This window comes from Cupriavidus sp. CPT47-8839-RL05A, assembly GCF_058792255.1.
Map to the genome: position 1 here is coordinate 30557 of NZ_JBYTEG010000005.1, position 21857 is coordinate 52413.

The following is a 21857-nucleotide window of genomic DNA, read 5'->3' on the forward strand; positions in this document are numbered from 1 at the left end:
TTCAGCCCCGCCCCCGCCCCGCCTTCTCCGCCAGCGGCGAGCGCACGCGAAAATGCGCCGCCAGCAGCGCCGCGAATTCCTCCGCGATCTCCGATGGCGCGGAATGCCCGGAGAACGCCATGCGCACCTCCACCGGGCAGCGCGGTGCGAGCGGCACCACCCGCAAGCCGTGCCCGAATACCGCCGCGACATAGGGATTGACGATCCCTATGCCCGCCCCTTCGGCCGCCATCGTGCAAATCGTGCCTGAGTAAGTGGTCTCGATGGTCGCCGACGGCTCGACGCCGGCTTTTTGCATGAGCCGCTGCACCGCCAGGTGCAGCGCATCGTCTGCGTTCAGCAGGATCAGGAACTGCCCGCGCAAGTCGCGCACGCGAAGGGTGTCGCGCGCCGCCAGCGGGTGTTCCGGGTGCATGACGCACACCGCTCCCGACTGATGCACCACGTTGACATCCAGGTGCGGATGGTCGATCTCGCTGGTGGTCAGCACCAGGTCGTACAGGCCATGCAGCAACCCTTCACGCAGCTGGTGCCCGCCGACCGTTTGCAGGCTGATATGCACGTCCGGGTGCCGCTCCGTGAACGGCCGGATCACCTTGGGCATCACCCCCAGCCCGAGCGAAGGCGTGCAGCCGATACGCAGCACGCCGGTGCCGGACTTGCGCAGCACCGCCACGTCCTGCTCGATCCGCGCCAGCCCCTGGAAGTGGTTCTGCACCGTGTCGAACAGGCGCCGCGCCTCCTGCGTCGGCCGCAGCCGGCCCTTCTGGATATCGAACAGCTTCAGTTCAGTCGCCGCCTGCATCTGGGCCAGCAAACGGCTCACGGACGGCTGGGTCGTATGCAGCATGGCAGCGGCCGCGGTCGTGGTTCCGGTCAGCATGACCGCGCGGAACGCCTCGATCTGGCGGAAGTTAAGGGGACGGGACATGGCATCGGCAAGGGACGGGCGAGTCGCGCAATGTATATCAAATCTGCATAGGGTGCATTGAACAAAGAATTATTCAGAATGCCAACCCCTCCTCTACACTCGCTTCGCATTGCCGCTTCCGGACGGCAGGACCAGAACCCAAGGAGAAAAGTGATGAAGCGGCATTCGCCCCGAAATGTTTGGAAAGGCGGGATCGTTGCGGCCGTGCTGGCCATCGCCGGCACCGGCAGCGCGCTCGCCCAGCCGGGTTATCCGGACCACACGATCCGGATCATCGTGCCGTTCAGCGCGGGGGGCAGCTCGGACCTGCAGGCACGCATGCTGGCCGACCGGCTGGGCAAGCTCTACAAGCAATCGGTAGTGGTCGAGAACCGGCCCGGCGCCGGCGGCCATATCGGGGGCAAGGCCGTGGTCGATGCGGCGCCCGACGGCTACACGCTGCTGCTGGGCTCGCTGGGCCTGCACGCCACCTATGCCACCTTCAAGAAGCTGAACTACAACCCCGCCACCGACCTCAAGGTCGTGACGGTGCTGGCCGAGATGCCGCACGTGGTGGTGGTCAACCCGAAGCTGGCGGTGAACAACCTGCAGCAACTGGCCAGCCTGGCGCGCCAGCAGCCAGACACGCGGACCTTCGGCTCGGCCGGCGTCGGGTCCTCGGTGCACATGATGGGCGAGCTGTTCCGCCTCAACGCCAATGCGCCGATCACGCACGTGCCATACAAGGGCAGCTCAGCGGCCATGACGGATCTTCTCGGCGGCCAGATCGACATGATGTTCGAGAATCCGCCCACCACGCTGGCCTATATCCGCTCCGGCAAGCTCAAGGCGCTGGCGGTGACCGGCAAGACCCGCTCGGCCGCGCTGCCCGATGTGCCCACTGCCAGCGAAGCCGGCTACCCGTCGTTCGTGGCGACTTCCTGGACCACGGTTGCGGTTGGCGCCAGGGTGCCCGATGCGATCGCGGACAAGTCAACGCCGATATCCGCCAGATCGTGGCCACGCCGGAGTTCCGGCAGGGACTGCAAGAGCAGGGCATGACCCCGGTGGCCAATACGCGCGATGCCGCGCAAAAGTTCGTCGCCGCGGAGAAAGTGCGCTGGGACCAGGTGATCCTGAAGGGCAAGATCACCGCCGAATAAGCGGCTTCCATCCGCGCACGGACACTCCCCTTCATGGCTGGACGCGCGGCCAGCCATTGACCTTTCCAGACTTCAGCTTCAACACGGACACACACGCTTCATGTCAACGGAACGCATCATTGCCACGCCGCTGCCCTGCCGCCGCGTCGGCGCGGGCGAGCATCATCACTTCTTCGGCTACTACAACAAGACCAACTGGGACCGCAGCGGCCGCTACCTGCTGGCGCAGCGTGTGCCGATGGCAGATGCCGACCTGACGCCCGGCCTGGTTGCCGAGATCGGCTACTTCGACCTGCATGACAACGACCGCTTCCATCGCGTGGGGGAAACCACCGCGTGGAACTGGCAGATGGGCTCGCAGCTGCAATGGCTGGATGGCGAAGCACAGCGCCAGCTTGTCTACAACTGCCGCAGCCGGGACGCGAAGGCCTTCTATCCCCACCTGGGCGCCACCATCTTCAACCTCGACACCGGCGAAGCGCGCCAGCTGCCGATGCCGGTCTATGTGGTCGCGCCGGACAGCCGTTACGCGCTGTGCGCGGACTACCGCCGCCTCTACGTCACGCACCAGACCATCGGCTACAGCGACCACGGCACCCAGCCCGCGCTGGACAATGCGCCCGCCGACGACGGCATCCACTACATGGACCTGCGCACCGGGCAGACGCGCCTGATCGTGAGCTACGCTGACCTGCGCAACGTCCATCCGCGCGCCTCGATGGACAAGGCCATCCACTGGGTCAGCCACATCGAAATTAACCCGTCCTCATCGCGCGTGCTGCTGCTGCACCGCTGGACCGAACGGGTCGAGGACGAAACCTGCTTCCTGCACCGGCTGATCACGGTCAATCCGGACGGCAGCGACATGCGCTTGCTCGAATGCTCCGACCATCCGCTGCCGCAGCTTGCCGAAGATTTCGATCCGAACGCGGTCGGCACCTTCGACTATGAGAAGTCCGAGTACCAGATCTCCCATCCGCTCTGGCAAGACGATAGCAGTATCATCGTGTGGGGACCGCACGCGGGCAGCATCCACTACCACCTCTACCACGACAGCCCCGGCGGCAAGGTTGAAGTCATCGGCGACGGCATCCTGACCGAGAACGGTCACATGACCTTCTCGCCCACCAACAAGCGCTGGCTGCTCAGCGACACCTATCCCGACGCGCACACCAACGAGCGCGTGCTGTTTCTCTTCGACATGGCGCAGGGCGTGCGCCATGTCCTGGGCAGTTACTACACCAGCCCGGTCCTGAAGAAGGAAAACCGCTGCGACCTGCATCCACGCTGGAGCCGCGACGGGCGGCACGTGTGCATCGATTCGATCCACGACTCCGAGCGGCAGATGTATATCGTCGACGTTTCCGCGCTGACCGACGAGGCAGGCCAGGCGTAAGGCGCCCCCCCGACACAAGCGTCGCAGCACGCTGCTGCCCTGTACCCCTGCGCCAAAGGCACCAGCCTGGAAGCGCATGGGCAGCGCCCTCTCTCCGAAGCCCCCCTCCCCCACACGCCGCCAGCCGGGTCACGCTGGCGACAATTGCCGCCGGCCGCAACCTGCGTACCTGGCAGTCCCCTTGTCTCCCGCCCTTGGTGCCAAGTCCGATGTTGCCCCGCTTCCTGGCTATGGCGCGCTGCCGCAGCCGCCTGCCTGTAAACAGGGCGTGCAAAAAGGGCGTTCTTCACCAAAACTGATGATGAGCATTCGGCAGTCCCGGGCCTGACAAGGTCCCGCCAAGCGCGAGCCACGCCCGGTCCGGGCTTCAAGGACCGGCGCAAGAGGTAGCGCAAGCATCACACAAGTGATGCAAAAAGCATTTTGTAGTGAGAAATCGGCCTATTGGCCGGCGAAGGTGCGGCCACGACGCGGCTGTCTCAACCCGGCACCCCCTACTCCAAACGGACGTTGGATTGGTGGAAGTCCGGTCACAATCGCTGAGCAAGGCTGGCACAGTGGTCGCTACGTCAACAGGACTCCCCCGACTTGTCAGCAATGGCACCTCGCCGGAAGGACTGGGTGCGGCCGCGTCGCGCGCGGACGGCAGCTTTTGCCGCAACCGCCATGCAGAGCCTTGCCACCGATCTCACTGATTACCCGACCTGTAGAAGGAAAGCCGATGTTCTCCGAAGCCGAGCCTCCGCACCCGATGCGCCACGCCTCTCGCGCCAAAGCCCCCACGCTGCCGCCATGGATCACGGCGCGGATGGCACAACATTTCGACGAGCGGATGGGCAAGCTCTGGGGCGGCGATCATCTGCTTCACGGACGCACGCCCGGGCCCGATGCGCTGCACCTGAGCAGCAACGACTATCTCTGCCTGCTCGGCGAATCCTCGCTGGTACAGGCGCAGGCGCGGGCCTTCCTCAATGAGGAGCCGGAGTTGCTGATGTCGTCCGTGTTCCAGCACGGCGACACCCCGCAGCGGCGGGTCGAGCGCAAGATCGCAGACCTGATGCAGGCCGAGGACGGGCTGATCGCCCAGTCCGGCTGGGCCGCCAACGTCGGCCTGGTGCAGTGCATTGCCGGCCCCGGCATTCCGGTCTATATCGACATGAACGGGCATGCCTCCCTTTGGGAGGGCATCATCGCCGCGGGCGCGCAGGCCGTGCCGGTGCGCCACAACGATTGCGAGCACGTGCGCCGCCAGCTGGAGCGCTTCGGCCCGGGCGTGATCATGGTGGACTCGGTCTACAGCACCACCGGCAGCGTGGCGCCGCTGGAGGACTATGTCGACCTGGCGGAGGCGTCTGGCTGCGTGCTGGTGGTGGACGAGTCGCACTCGCTCGGCACCCATGGGCCATCTGGCGGCGGCCTGGTGCGCGCGCTCGGGCTGTCCGAGCGCGTACACTTCCGCACGGCCTCGCTGGCCAAGGCGTTTGCCGGCCGCGCCGGCTATGTTGCCTGTTCGACCGACTTCAAGGACTTCTTCGCGGTTGAGTCCCGGCCGGCCATTTTCAGTTCCGGGCTGCTGCGCCATGAGGTTGCGTGGTTCGATGCCGTGACGGATTTCGTCGCCACGGCGGATGAGCGCCGTGCGCGCCTGCACGCCATCACCCGCGACACCCGGGCTGCGATTGCCGAACTGGGCTACAACATCAGCGAAGGCTCCGAGCAGATCATCGGCCTGGAGGCGGGAACCGAGCCGCAGGTCAAGGTGCTGCGCGATGCGCTGCAGAGCCGCGGGATCTTCGGCGCGGTATTCTGTGCGCCGGCAACACCCAAGAATCGGGCATTGATGCGACTTACGCTGCATGCGAAACTTGCCGCCAATGAAATCGACCGCCTGGTCGGCGTGCTCGCCAGTATCCGCGACGAAGTCCGGCTGGATGAATGGTCCTCGACGCGCCGGGCCCGGCGCAAGTCTCAAAATCCCACAAGCGGGCCGCTGGCAGGCTCCCGCGAGGAGTAGTCCTGGAGATGGATGCAAAGGTAGCGCAAGCGGAAGACGGCCGCACCTCACTTGCCGGCGTCGCCCGCCATGCGTGGCAGACCGTGTTCGAGACCGCCGCGCGGGCCACCCTGCTGGACGAGGAGAGCGTCATCCGGCTGCGCCGGATCCAGATGGTGGGCGCGCTGGGCGTGATCGGACACCCGCTGTACTACGTGATCTGGTCCTACATCTTCCCGCAGCCCTATGAAAACCTCTGGCTGCGCCTGGTCTGCACCGCGCTGTTCGTGCCGCTGCTGTTCGCCTCCGCCTTCTCGGACCGTCGCTGGCTGCCGCCCTATGCGCTCTTTGCCATTACCGTAGGCCTGCCGTTCGCCTTCATCTTCTTCTACCTGGAGAACGGCGGCTCCATGGTGTGGGCCGAATCGGTCATCATCGCGGTGGTGATCCTGTATCACTTCAACACCGCGTTCGCGACCATTGCCTTGTTCTCAGGGGCCGCCGCAGCCATCGCCCTGTTCGTGCTGGCGGGCAACTCCATGGGCGTAATCCCGTGGGAGCCGGTACTGCTGCAGCTGCCGGTGATCGGCTTTGTCATCGCGGTGCTGGTGGTGATCAAGCTGGACCGCCAGTTGCTGGCCGAACAGAAGCGGCGCGGGATGGCCGCCGCGCTGGCCACCGTCGCGCACGAATTACGCACGCCGCTGACCAGCCTGGCCATGACTGCCAGGGGCCTCAAGGCGCGGCTGCCGGCGGCCCTGGACCAGGACACGCCGCAGCGCGACGGCCTGATGCAGGCCGTGGCCCGGATGGAATCAGACCTGGCCCATATCAGCAACAGCATTGAACTGCTGGTCGCCAACTCCAAGAACCCGGACAACGCCACGCAGGAGCTGTTCGAACTGGGCGGTGTGATCCGCGACGCTGTCGGCCGGTTTCCGTTCGAGCACAGCGACCTGGATCTGGTCACCGTCGACCTGCCTGGCCCCGCCTACGTGATGGGCAACGCCCAGTTGTTCGGGCTGGTCACGACCAACTTGCTGAAGAACGCGCTGGAAGCGACCAAGCGGGCCGGCAAGGGCACCATCCATATCCGCTGCGAGGTCCGGCCCGACGCCGTCCATGTAATGTTCCGCGACACCGCCACTGGCGTGCCGCCGCAAGTGCTGGCCCGGATGTTCCAGCCCTTCTTCTCTTACCCGGCGCATCGCGGCACCGGCATCGGACTGGCGTTTTGCCAGAAGGTGCTGAACAGCTGGGGGGCAAGCATCAGCTGCCGCTCCGAAGAGCACGTGTTCACCGAGTTCGATATGCGCTTTCCCCGCAAGGGGAAATGGCCCGAGGCGCCATCGCAACAGCAATAGCAGGCGCCGGCATTGCCGGCGCCGCACAGCCACTTACACCACCCCCGGCGGCCTTCAGCCCCGCAACCTGCGCGGCATCCATCCCCGGGGCCCCTGCCATCCTCAGCATCAGCCCCGGGCTCTGCCGGGCTTCTGCACTGTCAAGGCGTTGTCGACAATTCCATAGATCGTTGACACGATGTCAACCAAGAATTAACAGTCCGCCGCGACCCGGCATCGTGCAGCGGGTTTACCTTAGTACGCAGCAACACAAGAGTTTGGGGTGAATCGCCCTACTGCCCCGCAACGCCCTGTCCCTAGTATTGACTCACCGCGCGGCGCCAGCAGGACTGCCGCGCGGTACCAGGCATACCCCGCCTGCCACGCATAGCCAGTGTCCCTGATTACCTCATCGAATCCAGCCGCTCACCGGGTGAACGGCTGCGGACACGGCTGCAAGAAAACATAGGAGACAACATGCTGCACGACCTGCCCGCCCGCCCCGAGACCGTCCACTGGGGCTACTTCGATGCCGCCAAGGCGCCCGCCCTGACCGTGAAAAGCGGTGACCTCATCCGCGCCGAAGCGGTGACCCACCATGCCGGCGATGCCCCCGACCTGATGATGGACGACGCCATTCGCGAGATCTTCCGGGCGATTCCCCACGACGACCGCAACCCCGGCGTGCACATCATGACCGGCCCCATCTATGTCGAAGACGCCAAGCCCGGCGACGTGCTGGAGGTGCGCTACCTGCAGATGATTCCGCGCTTCCGTTTCGGGGCGAATGCCGCGGCCCACTGGGGCCAGCTGTACAAGGAGTTCGAGAAGGAGCGGGTCACCATCTATGAGCTGGACCAGCGCTCCAACACCGCGCATGCCCTGTACGCCTTCGACTACCCCGGCAAGATGACCATCCCCGGCAAGCTCGTGGATGACCGGGAGTGCTGCCGGCAGCCCGCGCTGGCCGGTGTGCGCGTTCCCGTGCGCCCGCATCTTGGCACGGCTGGCGTCGCACCCGACGCACGCGGCCGCGTCACCACCGTCGAGCCCGGCCTGCATGGCGGCAATATCGACAACTGGCGCATCGGCGCGGGCGCCACCATGTACTACCCGGTGCAGGTGGATGGCGCGCTGTTCTCGATCGGCGACCCGCATATCTCGCAAGGCGACGGCGAGATCAGCGGCACCGCCATCGAGGCCTCATTGAACGTCCTGTTCCAGATCGTCCTGCGCAAGGACTTCCACTTCCCGTCGCCGCTGCTGGAAACGCCGGATTGCTGGGTCGTCCATGGCTTCCACGAGGACCTGGATGAAGCCGGCAAGAACGCGGCCCGCGACATGATCCACCTGCTGACCGAGCAACAGGGACTCTCGCGCGACGATGCCTATTCGCTCATGAGCGTCTCGGCTGACTTCGGCGTGACGCAGGTCGTCGATGGCACCCAGGGCATCCATTGCACCATGCCGCGCTCGATCTTCCCGCCCAAGGACAAGGGCTGAGCCGTCAACTCAATACAAAGGGAGAGCGCCGCATGCAATACGTCTATATAGGACGCAACGAACTGGTTGCACTGATTGTCGGCCTGGTCACCGGCACGCTGTATTCCTGGCTGAACCTGCCGATCCCCGCGCCAAACGTCACCGGCGGGATCTGCGCCATCCTCTTCACCTACATCGGCTATCTGATGGTGCACGCGTGGCGCAGGACCATCGCCTTCGGGCGGCCGCCGGAAAGCCGCTGAATCACGCGCAATTCATGAGATGGGGGAATGACATGGTGGAAATTGCATTGGGCAGCACCGAGCTGCAGGCCGCAGCCGTTGGCTTGGTGACTGGCGTTATCTACACTGCGGTACGTGCGCCGATACCGGCCCCGAACGTGCTCGGCGGGATCTTCGCCATCTTTGGCACGTTCGCGGGATTCGTACTGGTGGCCGCGATGCGGGGGCAGTTGCTGTTCGGCTAGCGGAGGGCCTGGCCTTCGCAAGAAATGCTTTGGATGCGCGGCGGACAGCAATGTCCGCCCGTTTTCGCTGTTGCAGCGTGATGCCAGGGAGGCTCAATTGCACCTTTTGCGTTTTTCCACCGAAGCCTATCCACGCAACCGGCGCGGCGCAGCCTGGCGTGACGAACTCCGCGCCGCACGCCTGCATTGCGAAAGCCTGTGCGCGGATCACACCCTGCACGGCACGATCGAGTCGCGGACCACCCCCGCGGGCATCGAGCTGACCTGCATTGCATCGGTCCCCCAGACGCTGGCCATCACCAGCGGCGACGGCCGCGGCCTGATGCTGCTGATGCTGACCGAAGGCGAAGCGCACCTCGCTGCGCCGGAACTGCGTGAACCGCTGCGGCCGGGGCAGGTGGTCTGCGTGCCGGAACACGCCGCCCGCAGGCTGGCCCTGGCCACCAGCTTCCGGATGCTGATCGTGCACATCGGCCAGGCATTGCTGAGCGCACGCATCACCGCCCCCTTGCCTCGCTCCGCGCTGGTGCTGAGCGGCGACGCCGCGGAACTGTTTGCCCGCCTGCTCCAGTCCATGGCGGCCAGCTTCGACACCATCGTGTCCGCAAACGCCAAGGCCATCCAGCCCTTCGACAACACCATCACCGCCTGCCTTGACGCCGCGCTGGCCGACAGCCAGCCCAGCGCACCGCCGGACATGACGCCCTCGCGCGCGGCCGTCTTTGCGCGCGTCTGCAGCCGCATTGACGCACGCCTTGCCGAGCCGGAGCTCAGCCTCGCCGCCATCGCCGCAGACGAGCGCATGTCGGCCCGCTACCTGCAGAAGCTCTTCGAGAAATCCGGCAGCAGCTTTTCCGCCTACCTGCGCACCAGCCGGCTTGAGCGATGCCGGGCCGACCTGGCCAACCACCAATACGACAAGCTCTCGGTCTCCGACATCTGCTATCGCTGGGGCTTTAACGACCCTTCGCACTTCAGCCACGCGTTTCGCGAACAGTTCGGGATCTCGCCCCGCGCCTACCGTGAGCAGGCCGCGAACACGCCCGAGCATCGCCCACCGCAGAATGTCTCCCGCGGGCTTCCGGCCCATGCGAAACGCGCTCCGGCCAGTCCTGGCGCGCCCGCGAACGATGGCTCTGCTGCGCGCCTGCAAGCGGCGCCCACCATCGTCCCCATCACCCAGGCCCGCTCGCACGCCGCGCGCCCGGAAGGCCGGCACCACTGGCTGCAGGCCACGGACAAGACCGTGCACTGGGGCTATCTCAGCCACGATCTGCCGCCCGTGCTCGAGGTCATGCCCGGCGACACCGTCACCATCGAAACCCTGACGCAGCACGCCTCTGACGACCGGGAACGCATGATCGACGGCGACGCCGGCGCCGAAAGCGTCTTTCACTGGACCGCGGAGCAAAAGAACGTCAACCGGCGCGGCGCGGGCCCCATCGACGCCTCGGTCTATGGCCGCGGCGCGGGCGAAGGCTTTGGCGTGCATATCTGCACCGGCCCGGTCGCGGTGCGCGGCGCCATGCCCGGCGATGTGCTGGAGGTGCGCATCCTGGACGTGCGGCCGCGCCCATGCTGCAACCCGCGCTTTGCCGGCAGGGCCTTCGGCAGCAACGCCGCGACCTGGTGGGGCTTTCATTACCGCGACATGCTGACCGAGCCGCGCGAGCGCGAAGTGGTCACCATCTTCGAGATCGATTGCGAACGCGCCGACAGCCGTGCGCGCGCGGTCTACAACTTCCGCTGGACGCCGCAGCGCGATCCGTTCGGCGTGCTGCACCCGACCATCGACTATCCCGGCGTGCCAGTCGACCACGACACCATCGTCAAAAACTACGACGTGCTGCGCGATATCGAGATCCCGGTCCGCCCCCACTTCGGCGTCATCGCCGTGGCGCCGGCGCAGGACGGCCTGATCGACTCCATCCCGCCCTCAAGCTTCGCCGGCAACCTGGACAACTGGCGCGTCACCCGCGGCGCCAGCGTCTACCTCAAGGTAGCCGTACCGGGCGCCCTGCTGTCGATTGGCGATCCCCATGCCTCCCAGGGAGACTCCGAGCTGTGCGGCACGGCCATCGAATGCTCGCTCACCGGTGACTTCCAGCTCATCCTGCACAAGAGCACCATGATCGACCGCGGCGCCCCCTTCGCCGACCTGAGCTACCCGCTGGTGGAAACCGCCGACGAATGGATCCTGCACGGCTTCAGCTCGCCGAACCACCTGGCTGAACTGGGCCAGATGGCGCAGAGCCATATCTACCTGAAGTCCACCCTGGACGACGCCATGCGCGACGCCTTCCGCAAGACACGCCGCTTCCTTATGTCGGTCAAGGGGCTGAGTGAGGACGAGGCGGTCGCGCTGATCTCGGTTGCGGTGGATTTTGGTATCACGCAGGTGGTCAATGGCAACTGGGGCGTGCATGCCATTATCAGGAAGTCGATGTTCAGCCGCGCCTAGCAGGCTGTCGCACGGCGCAAGACCCATATGCGTATCCGACGCTGGCCGCGAACGGCAGCCTGCTGGGCTGTCCCGTGATCGATAGCGCAAGCGCCCCGGCTACTGCCGGCGCGGCGCTAGCCATGGCATCATCGGCGGAAGCCTAGGTTATTGGGGCGCGGACTGGGTGGTCGATCAAATGGAGTGAGATAAGTGCTCAAGAAATTGCGCGACATGTTGACTCACAGGCGTATCGCCGAGGAGCGGAATCGAGCTCTCCGAGCACGCTTCGGCCGCTCGCGGGAAGAATTGCAACGTTTATTTGCTCGTCCGCTAGATGCGATGCAACTATCAGTGACTGAAAAGAGGCCATCTAAGTACCCTGAAATTTCCAGCTTATTACCCGGAGCGGGCATAAATGCCTTTTACGCTCACTTTCAGCTGGAGTCGGATAAGGTGCATGGGTTTATCGAAGACATTAAAATCGGATTCGATAAAATTGATGAGCACTTGTATATAAAACGCAGCGGCAATGAGGCTGTAGATTTTCTCATTTCCATTGCGTTCAGTAATGAGTTTACTGGATCAATAGTGTCAGTGATGACCAACGATACTTCGGTGTTTGATCGCATAGTAGTGGCCAACTCAAGTCCACCGCCTCCGTGGGTCGCCTTCCCGGAGATTAGCGAACCGCTTAAGCTGGGATTCCTGCAAGGCGACCTTGAATATTGGTGGGATAACTATTGGTCTCCATTCTGGGAATCCTTAACCGCCGAAGAGCGCGAGGCATATTTAGGAAGACACGGAGCCACCGAAGAATGGAAGCGTTGCATTTGGCTTCATGGAAGGGAGGCACGTGAGCTACTGGAAAGCGCGCTGTTTGAGAAGGATCAGGGATAGCATGACCTTCCGGCATGTTCCTGAAGGTGCGTCCGCAATGCGAGCATTACTCCTGAATTTCAATCGACCGATGACTGTCGAGCGCTTGATGAAGGAACTCATTTAAGAGGGGAGCAACCCCGCCGCCGGCCGGCCTTTCAGCAACTGCCGGGCGCCAACACGCACGGCCGAACGCTGCCTGCCGGCCCCTATAGTATCCTCGCGGGTTCCCCGACCCGTACCACGAGATTGATGCACCACACCGACGACGCGCTCCCCGAGCACGAATCCACCGCCATCCACGAACCCCGCCTCTGGCGCGACAAGGGCTGGACCGCCCGCGTCATCAAGAACGAGGATGGCGACGGCTGGGCAGTCGAAATGATCCGCGACGGCAGCGCCGAGCCCGCGCTGGTCGGGCCCTGGACCATGGGACGGAACAAGGTCGATCCCAAGCCGCTGGATGCCACCGCGCACCAGACGCTGGTGAAGACCGCTTCAGAGGTGATCCGGCGGCATGAGCAGCAACTGCATGCGCAGCTCAACAAGCAGGTCAGTATCGAGTCTGAATCCGGCACTGTGATTGTGAAGCTCGTCATTACGCCGGACGAATTCGAGCCCTTTGGCACGCTCACGGCTGAAGATGCCTTCGGCGATGTGCTGGCGACTGTGAAGGTGCGGCCCGACTTTCGGCTGACGCGGGACAGCGCCGAGCGCTGGGCCGCTGGCGGGTTCGACAGGATTCGCTAGGCAACTGCCTGACAACGAAGCGCCGGAAGATTGCGAATCGTCTGATCGCCATAGACGACAGAGATGGGGACACTAGAGCCATCACCGAGACAACGGTGATCGGGCGTACCAACCCGGATCTCATTACAGGTGGCCGTCTCATGCGGCCAAAGTCGCACGTCCACATCCCTCAGTTTAATGGCGGGCCGGGGCGGGGCAGCCGCAAGGCTGGCCGGACTATCCTGTTAATGAGCCGGTATTGGTACCCCCGCTGTCAGGCCCGCCACCCTTTTAATGCAGGTATCAGGCGGGACTTCCAACTTTGATAGGAGCTCGCAATGGAAGAACAAACCGCGTCGAAACAACAAACCGTCTTGATCGCCAATCTGGAAGATTGTCGCGAATCGCTGAATTGCATCAGTGCTGGATTGGACAGGGTGCTGGTTCTGTTGGAAGTGGAAAGCGAATGTTCGGATGCTTGCTTTGGTATCCGGTGCCTGGTGGAGATGATCAAGGCGAAGTTTGATCGGACGGCGGCGGAGATTTGTCCGGTGGCGTGGGGATGCTGATGTGGCCGGGGGTGTAGCTCCGGTGGGATGGAATAACCGCAGCTTCGGCTGCGGTTATTTTTTTGGGGGGGACGGTACGAGGCTGGCTGCCTGCGAGGAGCCACGAGAGCAGTCGCCTGACGACGATTACTACGACGACCTCTATGATGATCTATGTTTCAAGAAAGACTTAACCCCGGCGGCCCAGCGTCTCGGGGTTTTGTCGTTTAAGGTTCCTGCATTGCATTGAGAATCGCGCGGTGCGGGATCAGTTGATCCGCTTCAACACTGCCGGGGTACACTGCGAGCAGGACTTGTGGGAGATCGTCTTGTAGTTTGCGCTTATCGTGCCACTCCTTGGCGCACTATCCATCCAGCTTATCGAAGTACCATTGATGGAAATGTTGCGAACTGCATCGCTGGCCGTGTAGCCCGACGCATTCCTGACGACGTAGAGTCCCGTTCGGCCATCGGCATTGATAACGAGCCGGTGTTGCTGACTACTACCCTTGTTTCCCACGTACGTTCCTGCGGCTGGATGGGCGTTCGGTTCGCATGCCGGAAGCATCATCCAGTTGTGGTTGAGATTCTCGAGCTGGCTTTCCGTTCTATCGCGTGCGCGCACCACCTTCCTTCGGTAACGCGAAACCGATTGGTCATAGGCGCCGAGCGCAGGCCGCACCCCAGCTTCCAAGGCATACCAGTCCCACACAAAGGTTGATCCGATCACCGGGACATGGGCGGCTTGCCTCGTCATGTCGATCATGTACTTAAGCGCTTCTCGATTGCTGTCGATGCGCTTCTTCTGCTCATCTAGATCGCGCAATTCGCTCTTGTGAGCGGCTGCCTTACTGCTCAGCGCCTTCGCATTCTCCCTGAGCACCTCCACGGCTGCAGGTCGCGATGAACACTTGGCCAACGCCTCGGCTGAGACAGGTGTGAGCACTACATCTTTGTAGTCGCCCTCGCTTGCAGCGTCGAGTTTCTGTCCTGCTCGCCGGTAGCCGTCGACGAGCTTGCTCCAGTCGCTTCCAAAATGCTCGGCTCCAGGGTCTTCGCCGTTCTCAATGCGACGAAGAATCTTCTCGACGCTCACAATGTTCTCGTACGCCTCGTTTGCGTCGACTAACGCCTGTGGCAGGTCTGGCGGAACCTGCGCGAGAGATTGATGCCCTTGCAGAACAAGCATTGCAAACACCAAAACGTATCGATTCAGGTTTCTCATTTTTGCTCCTCCTCTATGGCTGCTTAACCGCCGACGCGTTTATACCGCATGTCTGTCACGTCAATCGCACCTACGCGGAACCCCCCTCCCAGCGCACCAGACAGACTACCTCCGTTGCGCACCGTTCGACTGCTGGACCAGGTGCGCAGGCGCATTCGCTTCCTGCGCCACGACCCGCGCACGGAGCAGGCGCGGCTGTTCGCCGCCTGGTTGACTCTTCTGAGCTTCCGGGTCTGGCCGATTACAGGACCATTCCTCCTCGATGGACCGCAATCGCTGCAAACCGGTTATGGAGTGCGTGAGGAGAAATTTGGGGTCGATAGGCGACCCTGGGTTTCCCTTACCACCGTAACTTCACAAGTTCCGTGAGCGTGGGAAATGGCCAGTCCTCATCGTCAGCCGAATTCGTCAAGCTTGTAGCGAGGGGAGTAAATGGCATTTGCCATGCGTTCCACAATGTCACCGGCCCCATGGACCAAATATGCCAAAGTTTCTCGCACCCGCTTTGGGTCGTTGAATGTTGGGAACTGTCGCTTCCACGTGGCAAGTCCTCCGTCGAAGAAGCGGAATCGATCGTGGAATGAATGAAGGGTCGCCAAGGCGTCGAACAAGTCGGAGTCGTTAGCCTCCATGATCGCCTCGCGGGAACCAAAGACGCGTTTGAGCCGGGGGTAGTTCGTGCCGACTATGCCCGCAGACGGCCAGTAGCGGTCATCGGGAAATTACAGTTGAGTGACTGCTCCTTAAGCTAGTTGCTGCCCCCTCGAAGACCGACAGACTACGTCTGCTGTCGTTGAACCAGTCATTCGGCACCTGTCGAGTCGCCGACTCGTTGAACCAACGACGGATATTTTTACTTCGCAACACTAAATCTTTCAATTGCCGAAGAGAGGATCCTTAAAGGATGATCCGTAACGTCATTGTGCCAATATGTGCCGCGAAACACCGCGGACGACTCGTAGCGAATAATGTGCGCGGGGCGCGGGGTTCATCATTGCATTTTCTGTGAGACGAAAACTATAGGATGACTCTTCGGGGTCGCCCGCGTTTTGGTCCCAAGCGAGCTTTTCGGCGCCTGAAGGCGGAGATCCGGAAATGATGAGAAGGAGGCGTTCATGTTGAACCGCTCGGAAAGCAGTCCAACGGTACTAAAGAGGGCTGTACTGGCCGTCGCAATAGCCACCCTCGCCACGCCGTCCGCCAGTGCCGACGAGCGGCAGTACAAAATGACGACGCTTATTCCGCCGCAGATCACGACGCCGGACAAGGTTGAAACGCGCATCGGCACGCTGCGCTTCTTCGATGGTGTGCCGACAGAGGATACCGCTTCCAAGGTCTATGATCAGCTGGATTTCAGCCGCGGCATCGAAGCTTTTCTCAACGGTATTCCCGGCGCCTCCATGGTGGGCCTGCGCACTGGCAGTCGCGCCGTCGGCGCAGTCAACGGAACGATCGGCATCTTTCAGGACCTGATGGATTCAAGGTCGCTGTACCTGACGGCCAATACCGAAAGCATTTACTACGCAACGTGGATTGACCTAAAGAACGGCCCCGTCGTCATCGAGAGTCCTCCTAACGTGCTGGGCGTAGTCAACGACTTCTGGTTCCGCTATGTTGCCGACCTTGGCAATGCCGGCCCTGACAAGGGCAAGGGCGGGAAGTACCTGATCCTGCCTCCGGATTACAAGGGCACCGTGCCGGAAGGCTATTTCACCTTCAAATCCCCGACCTACGGCAACCTGGTGCTGGGTCGCGGCTTTATGAAGGACGGGTCGACCCGGGCGGCAGTGGACAGCATCCGGCAGCATATGCGCGTCTACCCGCTCTCCGAGGCTGGTCGGCCGCACGAGCCGAACTTCGTCGAACTTTCTGGCCGGGAAATGAATACGGTGCACGCCAACGATTTCAGCTTCTTTTCCGAGCTTAACCAGATCGTCCAGGAAGAACCTGAGGATTCGTACGGCCCCGACATGATGGGCATCTTTAATGACATCGGACTGGTCAAGGGCCAGCCCTTTGCGCCCGATGCCCGAATGAAGAAGATCCTCACCGACGCAGTCGCCACCGGGAACGCCATTGCCCGTTCGATTGATTTTCGCAGCCGAGCCAAGGAAGCAAGAATCTATCCTAATGCCCACTGGAATACACCGTTCATTGGCGGCAGCTACGAATGGCTGACCAAGGGCGGGGCGCGCAATTTCGACGCGCGAACCATGTTCTTCTATGCGGCCACGGTCAACACACCCGCAATGGCCGTAGCGATGCCGGGGGTTGGGTCACAATACGCATCGGCCAATCTGGATGCGAACGGCCAGGCTTTCGATGGTGCAAAGACCTATCGTTTGCGCGTTCCCGCCGATGTGCCGGCCAAAGATTTCTGGTCGGTTGTCCTGTATGACACACAGACGCGCTCCATGTTGCAAACTGATCAGCGCTTCCCCAGCCTCTCCAGCCAGACCAAACCAAAGGCGAATCCGGACGGCAGCGTGGATGTCTACTTCAGCCCTAAGCGACCCACGAATGTTGACAATTGGGTACAGACGGTTCCGGGCAAGAGTTGGTTTACGATTTTCCGCCTCTACGGTCCGCTGCAGCCCTGGTTCGACAAGACCTGGAAGCTGCCGGATATCCAACGTGTCGGGTGATGTGCCCCTCTGCGTGATGACATGTCACCCAGCGAAACAGCAGTCTGATGTAGACGCCCGCTATGGAGAAAGCAGCCGGTCAGGGTTACTTGCCTGATTGGAACAAGCCGGGCTCGCGACCCGAGTCCCTTCTTCGCCGCCAAGCCAGAACCGCTTCGCTCCATTTTGATCGCGTCTCTCACCCCTTCCACGTGTCCGGCGCATTACGCCGGACGTAGTCCATACCTCAATATCCACGTGCTGGATCGATGATGCTCTCCGGCAATTCCCCGGCAGAAACGCGAATAATATTCTCCGCAATCTGCCTCGCCGCAGACGACGGAATCGCCACCGAAGCCAGGTGGGGTGTGATCAGCACATTAGGCATGCTCCACAGCGGATCCCCGGCAGGCAAAGGTTCGCGCTCGAAAACGTCCAGGGTTGCCCCGCCGATGTGGCCGCTTTGGAGCAGGTCCGTAAGCGCCGCCTGATCGACCAGTGCGCCCCGCGCGACGTTGATGAAGGCCGCGCCTCGCGGCAGCCGCTCGAGTCGCGCCCGATCCAGGATGCCAGCCGTCTGCGGCGTGAGCGGCAGCATCACGACGACAATGTCCGCCTGTCCGAGCACGGTGTCGAGCGTTTCCAGTCCGGCAAAGCATTCCACGCCTTCGATCTGCGCCGGGCTGCGCGACCAGCCGATCACCTCGAACCCCTGGCGCTGCAGTTCGTGCGCCGCTCTCGCGCCCAGCTGACCGAGCCCCAGAACCGCCACGCGGATGTCTTCCGGAGAACGGGGATGACGGTAGGCCCACTCACCCCGCCGCTGCGCCTGCTCGAAGTACGGGATGTCCCGGGCGTGCCGCAGCACAGCGAACAGCACGTACCCGGCCATCATGCGCGCCATCTGCGGGTCCGTGAGCCGTGTGATCGGAATGCCTTGGGGAAGGTCCTGCCGCTGAACCAGTGAATCAACCCCCGCCCCCAGATTGACGATCAGGCGCAGGTTCGTCATCCCGGCAAAGAAATTCTCCGGCGGTTTCCAGGCGAGCGCGTAGTGAATGTCGGCCGGCCGGGTGATTTCGCTGGAGTGAATGACCTTCAGCTTCGGGAGCTGGGCCTGGAGCGCGCGCTTCCACGTGTCGAAATCGTCGAATGCGCTGTAGAAGGCCAGCGCGCCCGAGGGGGTGTCTTCAGAAATTGGCATCTTGGCAACTGCATTGAGAATAATGGCAAGGACGACAGCGAGAGTACATCTTGCTGCCGTTCCGCGTGCGCATGGGAAATCAGACCGCTGCTCTGCCCTTCTGCACCAGCCGCGTGACGGCCTCGATGGCAAATTCGTAGCCGTCGCCGCCCAGCCCGGCGATCACGCCATCCGCCACCTTGGAGATGTAGGAGTGGTGGCGGAACGGCTCGCGCTTCCAGATGTTGCTCATATGGGTTTCGATGATCTTGCCGGGGAAAGACAGCAAGGCATCGAGGATCGGAATCGACGAGTAGGTCAGGCCGGCCGCATTGATGATGATGCCGTCCGCCACGCCGCGCGCTTCCTGGATCCAGTCGACCAGCTGTCCCTCGTAGTTCGACTGCAAGAAGCGCAGGTCGGCATTCAGGGACGCGGCCTTTTTCTCGCATCGAGACTGCAGCACCGGAAAGCTGTCGCTGCCGTAGGTCTTGTTGGCGTCCAGGCCATATAGATTGGCGTTGGGGCCGTTCAGGAACCAGATGGTGATTCTCTCGCTCATGTTCTGCCTCTGTATCTCAACCTTCGTGGGGGCGCGTGGCCTGCATGGCGGGCAGGCTTTGGAAAGCCTCATTCCAGCGTGCCGCGTTGCGGTATTGGGCGCGCCAGTCGAGTTCGGGAAACCGGAAGTCCAGATACCCCAGCGCGCAGCCAATGGTGATTTCACCGATGGTGGGCTGTTCTTCCACCAGGTCCGGTGCGATGGCGTCGATTGACTCGAGGCAGGCGCTGACTTTCGTCAGCAGCGCTTCGCGCCACGTGGGCCACTGGACTTCCTCGGGGCGCGCGGTCCGTTCGTAGCGCGCGAGCAGCGCGGCGTCGAGCAGGCCATCGCCGAGCGCCTGGCGGGTCAGGGCCGTCCACCGCGCGGGGCCGGAGGCGGGAAAGATGTCCGCGGCGTCTGCCCGGCTGGCCAGGTACTCGCAAATCACCCGGCTGTCATAGATGGACTGGCCATTTTCCAGGATCAGCGTCGGGACTTTGGCGAGCGGGTTGTGGGCCGCGATGCGCGGGTCGCGCCGCACCGGATGGGCGGCGCTGTCCAGCAGCTCGATGGATTCGGCCTGCCCCGTCAGGTGTGCGCAGACCATGACCTTGCGCACGAATGGCGAGGTCGGAGCGAAAAGGAGTTTCAGCATGGTTAATTGGCCTCTAGGGGATCAGGACCAGCTTGCCGAAGACCTTGCCGCTTTCCAGCATCTGGTGGGACGCGACTGCTTCCGCGAGCGGGAAGGTGGCGTGGATGCGCGGCTTGACCCGTCCGTTCTTCAGCAGCGGGATGACATGGCGGGCAAGGCTCTGGGCCATCCGGGTCTTTTCGTAATGGCTCTGGGGGCGCATGGTGGACGAGTGCAGGCTCAACTGGCGCTGCATCAGCGTCAGCAGTTCGACATTGACCGCCGAACCCTGCATGAAGGACAGGCTGACATGGCGGCCGCCGAAGGCCATGGCGGCAAGATTGCGGCGGACATAGTCGCCGCCGACGATATCGATGACCACGTCGACCCCGCGCCCATCGGTGTGCTCCAGGCAGGCCTTGGTGAAATCGGTGGTGGGCCAGCAGATCGTCGCATCGGCGCCCATGGCGCGCAGTTCCGGAAAACGGCTTTCGTCGTTGTCCGTGACGATGACGGTTGCGCCGGCGGCATGCGCCATGCGGATCGTGAGCGTGCCGATGCCGCCGGCTGCACCGTGGATCAGGACGGTTTCGCCCATGGCCAGGCGGCCCAGCTCGAACAGGTTGTGCCACACGGTGAACAGCCCCTCGGGCAAGGCGGCTGCCTCAACATCGGAAAGCGTGCCGGGCACGATGAAGGACTGATCGACCGGCGCCGTACACCACGGCGCATAGCCGCCGCCGGGCACCAGGCTCATCAGCCGCTGGCCCATCAGCTGGCTGTCCACACCGGGACCGCAGGCGACCACTTCGCCGCAGACTTCCAGCCCGAGCACGTCGGTGATGCCGGGCGCGGGCTTGGCGATACCTTGACGCTGCATGATGTCGGGCCGGTTGACGCCGGCGGCGAGCACGCGTAGCAGGACTTCGCCAGCACCGGGCTCGGGCATGGGGCGCTCGGCCAGCGTTAGCACACCGGCGTCGCCGGGTTCACGGGCGATGATGGCTTGCATGGAGCGGGGAAGACTGGTCATGGGTGTGTTCTCTCAGGCGGCGTTGTCTGACGCGTTGTGTCATGCCTTCGCGTTGCGTTCTTGCATCTGCTCTTACGTCCGCTTCTGCGGACTGAAAATGCTGACACCCTCATCTGGCAGCGCAAGTCCCGCGACCGAGCCGATGGGCCATTGCTGCATGGCGCCCAGGCCCGCACTGCGCACCGTGACGACCTGACGGGCCGTCATCGGAATGTCCACGTCGATGAACGTATTGATGTGATCGCCCTGGTAGACGTGATTGATCACCGTGCCGCTCAACACCGATTCGGCATGCAAATGCTCAAGCTTGATGTGCTCCGGGCGCACGTACACGTCCAGCCTTTCCCCGTCGTGCGATGCGTCGGCCAGGCGGGCATGTGGAAAGCTGATGAGCCCCGAGCCTAGGCGCAGTTGCACGTCCGTTGCCGTCTGGCCGTGATAATGCGCTGGCAGGATATTCACGTCGCCCAGGAAGGACGCCACGAACGGGTCTTGCGGGTTCTGATACAGATCGGCCGGCGACGCGATCTGCCGAATGGTGCCGTTCGACATCACCGCGATCCGGTCGGACATGGCCAGCGCCTCGCCCTGGTCGTGGGTGACGAATACCGTGGTCAGGCGCAAGCGGCGCTGGATTTCCCGGATCTCTACCTGCATGGAGCCGCGCAGGTTCTTGTCCAGGGCCGAGAAGGGCTCGTCCAGCAGCAGTACCTTGGGCTGGATCACCAGCGCCCGCGCCAGCGCCACGCGCTGCTGCTGGCCGCCCGAGAGTTCGCGCGGCTTGCGGTGCCCGAGGCCGTCCAGCTTCACCAGGTCCATCACCTGCTTCACGCGCTGTGCGATTTCGTCCTTGCCCACGCCCCGCATACGCAGGCCATAGCCGATATTGCGCTCGACGGTCATGTGGGGAAAGAGCGCGTAATTCTGGAAGACGATGCCGATCTGCCGCTTGTGCGGCGGCTCGCAGGTCACCGGCTGGCCATCGATGAAGATCTCGCCGGTGTCGGCTTCCGCAAAGCCTGCGATGAGGTTGAGGAGCGTCGTCTTGCCGCAGCCGGACGGGCCCAGCAGGGTGAGGAACTCCCCGCGTCGTATCTTCAGCGAGAGCTCGTGCAGCACGGTGTGGTCGTGATACTTCTTGACCACCCGTTCCAGGCTGACTGCGGTATCGGGCTGTGCGTTGTGTTGCTGTGCGGCAGGCTCGGAGTTGGCTACGTTCATAGGTGTACAGAGATTGAGGAGTA

Annotated in this window: 18 protein-coding genes and 1 pseudogene; 12 read left to right on the forward strand and 7 right to left on the reverse strand. The window is 63.1% G+C overall.

From position 1 onward, the window contains the following. Position 1 precedes the first annotated feature (1 nt). On the reverse strand, positions 2-931 hold the full coding sequence (locus tag AC3WVS_RS07010; RefSeq protein WP_492317976.1) for a LysR substrate-binding domain-containing protein: 930 nt from the start codon (positions 929-931) through the stop codon (positions 2-4). Between the two features lie 153 nt (positions 932-1084). Between AC3WVS_RS07010 and AC3WVS_RS07015 the strand changes: the two are divergent. The 11 genes and pseudogenes from AC3WVS_RS07015 to AC3WVS_RS07065 all read left to right on the forward strand — a co-directional run bounded on the left by AC3WVS_RS07015 (position 1085) and on the right by AC3WVS_RS07065 (position 13391). Then, positions 1085-2073: pseudogene (locus tag AC3WVS_RS07015) on the forward strand (Bug family tripartite tricarboxylate transporter substrate binding protein). A gap of 100 nt (positions 2074-2173) precedes the next feature. Beyond that, positions 2174-3469: a hypothetical protein gene (locus AC3WVS_RS07020; protein ID WP_492317977.1), complete on the forward strand. Its 1296-nt coding sequence runs from the start codon at positions 2174-2176 to the stop codon at positions 3467-3469. Positions 3470-4190: 721 nt separating this feature from the next. Continuing rightward, positions 4191-5483, forward strand: coding sequence for an alpha-hydroxyketone-type quorum-sensing autoinducer synthase (gene cqsA, locus AC3WVS_RS07025; protein ID WP_492317978.1), 1293 nt, complete (start codon positions 4191-4193; stop codon positions 5481-5483). An 8-nt stretch (positions 5484-5491) separates the two neighbouring features. Further along, on the forward strand, positions 5492-6826 hold the full coding sequence (locus tag AC3WVS_RS07030; RefSeq protein ID WP_492317979.1) for a sensor histidine kinase: 1335 nt from the start codon (positions 5492-5494) through the stop codon (positions 6824-6826). A 456-nt stretch (positions 6827-7282) separates the two neighbouring features. Beyond that, entirely contained in the window at positions 7283-8308 is a 1026-nt protein-coding gene (locus AC3WVS_RS07035) for an acetamidase/formamidase family protein (RefSeq protein ID WP_035827381.1), read from the forward strand. 32 nt (positions 8309-8340) lie between these two features. After that, positions 8341-8550, forward strand: coding sequence for a XapX domain-containing protein (locus tag AC3WVS_RS07040; protein WP_492317980.1), 210 nt, complete (start codon positions 8341-8343; stop codon positions 8548-8550). 32 nt (positions 8551-8582) lie between these two features. Further along, the gene (locus tag AC3WVS_RS07045) at positions 8583-8774 is read left to right on the forward strand and encodes a DUF1427 family protein (protein ID WP_010812533.1); all 192 of its coding nucleotides are present in this window, start codon (positions 8583-8585) and stop codon (positions 8772-8774) included. A gap of 97 nt (positions 8775-8871) precedes the next feature. Next, positions 8872-11235, forward strand: a complete 2364-nt coding sequence (locus AC3WVS_RS07050; RefSeq protein WP_492317981.1) for an acetamidase/formamidase family protein — start codon at positions 8872-8874, stop codon at positions 11233-11235. Between the two features lie 192 nt (positions 11236-11427). Continuing rightward, a complete protein-coding gene (locus AC3WVS_RS07055) occupies positions 11428-12114 on the forward strand; it encodes a hypothetical protein (protein ID WP_492317982.1) in 687 nt (228 codons plus the stop codon). A 231-nt stretch (positions 12115-12345) separates the two neighbouring features. Continuing rightward, positions 12346-12843, forward strand: a complete 498-nt coding sequence (locus AC3WVS_RS07060; protein ID WP_492317983.1) for a hypothetical protein — start codon at positions 12346-12348, stop codon at positions 12841-12843. A gap of 317 nt (positions 12844-13160) precedes the next feature. Continuing rightward, entirely contained in the window at positions 13161-13391 is a 231-nt protein-coding gene (locus AC3WVS_RS07065) for a hypothetical protein (RefSeq protein ID WP_492317984.1), read from the forward strand. Between the two features lie 247 nt (positions 13392-13638). On the opposite strand, the gene AC3WVS_RS07070 is transcribed toward AC3WVS_RS07065, so the two are convergent. Next, positions 13639-14595, reverse strand: coding sequence for a hypothetical protein (locus AC3WVS_RS07070; RefSeq protein ID WP_492317985.1), 957 nt, complete (start codon positions 14593-14595; stop codon positions 13639-13641). A 1115-nt stretch (positions 14596-15710) separates the two neighbouring features. On the opposite strand from AC3WVS_RS07070, the gene AC3WVS_RS07075 reads away from it, so the two are divergent. Continuing rightward, on the forward strand, positions 15711-17240 hold the full coding sequence (locus AC3WVS_RS07075; RefSeq protein ID WP_492317986.1) for a DUF1254 domain-containing protein: 1530 nt from the start codon (positions 15711-15713) through the stop codon (positions 17238-17240). Positions 17241-17466: 226 nt separating this feature from the next. Here AC3WVS_RS07075 and AC3WVS_RS07080 read toward each other — a convergent pair whose 3' ends face one another. From AC3WVS_RS07080 to AC3WVS_RS07100, 5 genes are all read right to left on the reverse strand, one after another. Then, positions 17467-18423, reverse strand: a complete 957-nt coding sequence (locus AC3WVS_RS07080; RefSeq protein WP_492317987.1) for a 2-hydroxyacid dehydrogenase — start codon at positions 18421-18423, stop codon at positions 17467-17469. A 79-nt stretch (positions 18424-18502) separates the two neighbouring features. Next, entirely contained in the window at positions 18503-18964 is a 462-nt protein-coding gene (locus AC3WVS_RS07085) for a type II 3-dehydroquinate dehydratase (protein WP_492317988.1), read from the reverse strand. Positions 18965-18980: 16 nt separating this feature from the next. Further along, complete coding sequence (locus AC3WVS_RS07090) at positions 18981-19601, reverse strand: glutathione S-transferase (RefSeq protein WP_492317989.1); 621 nt, start codon at positions 19599-19601, stop codon at positions 18981-18983. A 13-nt stretch (positions 19602-19614) separates the two neighbouring features. Then, positions 19615-20613 (reverse strand): NAD(P)H-quinone oxidoreductase, encoded by a 999-nt coding sequence (locus AC3WVS_RS07095; protein ID WP_492317990.1) that lies wholly within the window; start codon positions 20611-20613, stop codon positions 19615-19617. Positions 20614-20685: 72 nt separating this feature from the next. After that, positions 20686-21834, reverse strand: a complete 1149-nt coding sequence (locus AC3WVS_RS07100; protein ID WP_427309071.1) for an ABC transporter ATP-binding protein — start codon at positions 21832-21834, stop codon at positions 20686-20688. Between the last annotated feature and the right edge of the window lie 23 nt (positions 21835-21857).

Excerpts from the sequence above, each read along its gene's own strand:
- AC3WVS_RS07075 (WP_492317986.1), top strand. The coding sequence starts at position 15,711 with ATGTTGAACCGCTCGGAAAGCAGTCCAACGGTACTAAAGAGGGCTGTA.
- AC3WVS_RS07065 (WP_492317984.1), top strand. The coding sequence starts at position 13,161 with ATGGAAGAACAAACCGCGTCGAAACAACAAACCGTCTTGATCGCCAAT.
- AC3WVS_RS07030 (WP_492317979.1), top strand. The coding sequence starts at position 5,492 with ATGGATGCAAAGGTAGCGCAAGCGGAAGACGGCCGCACCTCACTTGCC.
- AC3WVS_RS07010 (WP_492317976.1), bottom strand. The coding sequence starts at position 931 with ATGTCCCGTCCCCTTAACTTCCGCCAGATCGAGGCGTTCCGCGCGGTC.
- AC3WVS_RS07020 (WP_492317977.1), top strand. The coding sequence starts at position 2,174 with ATGTCAACGGAACGCATCATTGCCACGCCGCTGCCCTGCCGCCGCGTC.
- AC3WVS_RS07035 (WP_035827381.1), top strand. The coding sequence starts at position 7,283 with ATGCTGCACGACCTGCCCGCCCGCCCCGAGACCGTCCACTGGGGCTAC.
- AC3WVS_RS07040 (WP_492317980.1), top strand. The coding sequence starts at position 8,341 with ATGCAATACGTCTATATAGGACGCAACGAACTGGTTGCACTGATTGTC.
- AC3WVS_RS07070 (WP_492317985.1), bottom strand. The coding sequence starts at position 14,595 with ATGAGAAACCTGAATCGATACGTTTTGGTGTTTGCAATGCTTGTTCTG.
- AC3WVS_RS07045 (WP_010812533.1), top strand. The coding sequence starts at position 8,583 with ATGGTGGAAATTGCATTGGGCAGCACCGAGCTGCAGGCCGCAGCCGTT.
- AC3WVS_RS07080 (WP_492317987.1), bottom strand. The coding sequence starts at position 18,423 with ATGCCAATTTCTGAAGACACCCCCTCGGGCGCGCTGGCCTTCTACAGC.
- AC3WVS_RS07095 (WP_492317990.1), bottom strand. The coding sequence starts at position 20,613 with ATGACCAGTCTTCCCCGCTCCATGCAAGCCATCATCGCCCGTGAACCC.
- cqsA (WP_492317978.1), top strand. The coding sequence starts at position 4,191 with ATGTTCTCCGAAGCCGAGCCTCCGCACCCGATGCGCCACGCCTCTCGC.
- AC3WVS_RS07090 (WP_492317989.1), bottom strand. The coding sequence starts at position 19,601 with ATGCTGAAACTCCTTTTCGCTCCGACCTCGCCATTCGTGCGCAAGGTC.
- AC3WVS_RS07100 (WP_427309071.1), bottom strand. The coding sequence starts at position 21,834 with ATGAACGTAGCCAACTCCGAGCCTGCCGCACAGCAACACAACGCACAG.
- AC3WVS_RS07060 (WP_492317983.1), top strand. The coding sequence starts at position 12,346 with ATGCACCACACCGACGACGCGCTCCCCGAGCACGAATCCACCGCCATC.
- AC3WVS_RS07085 (WP_492317988.1), bottom strand. The coding sequence starts at position 18,964 with ATGAGCGAGAGAATCACCATCTGGTTCCTGAACGGCCCCAACGCCAAT.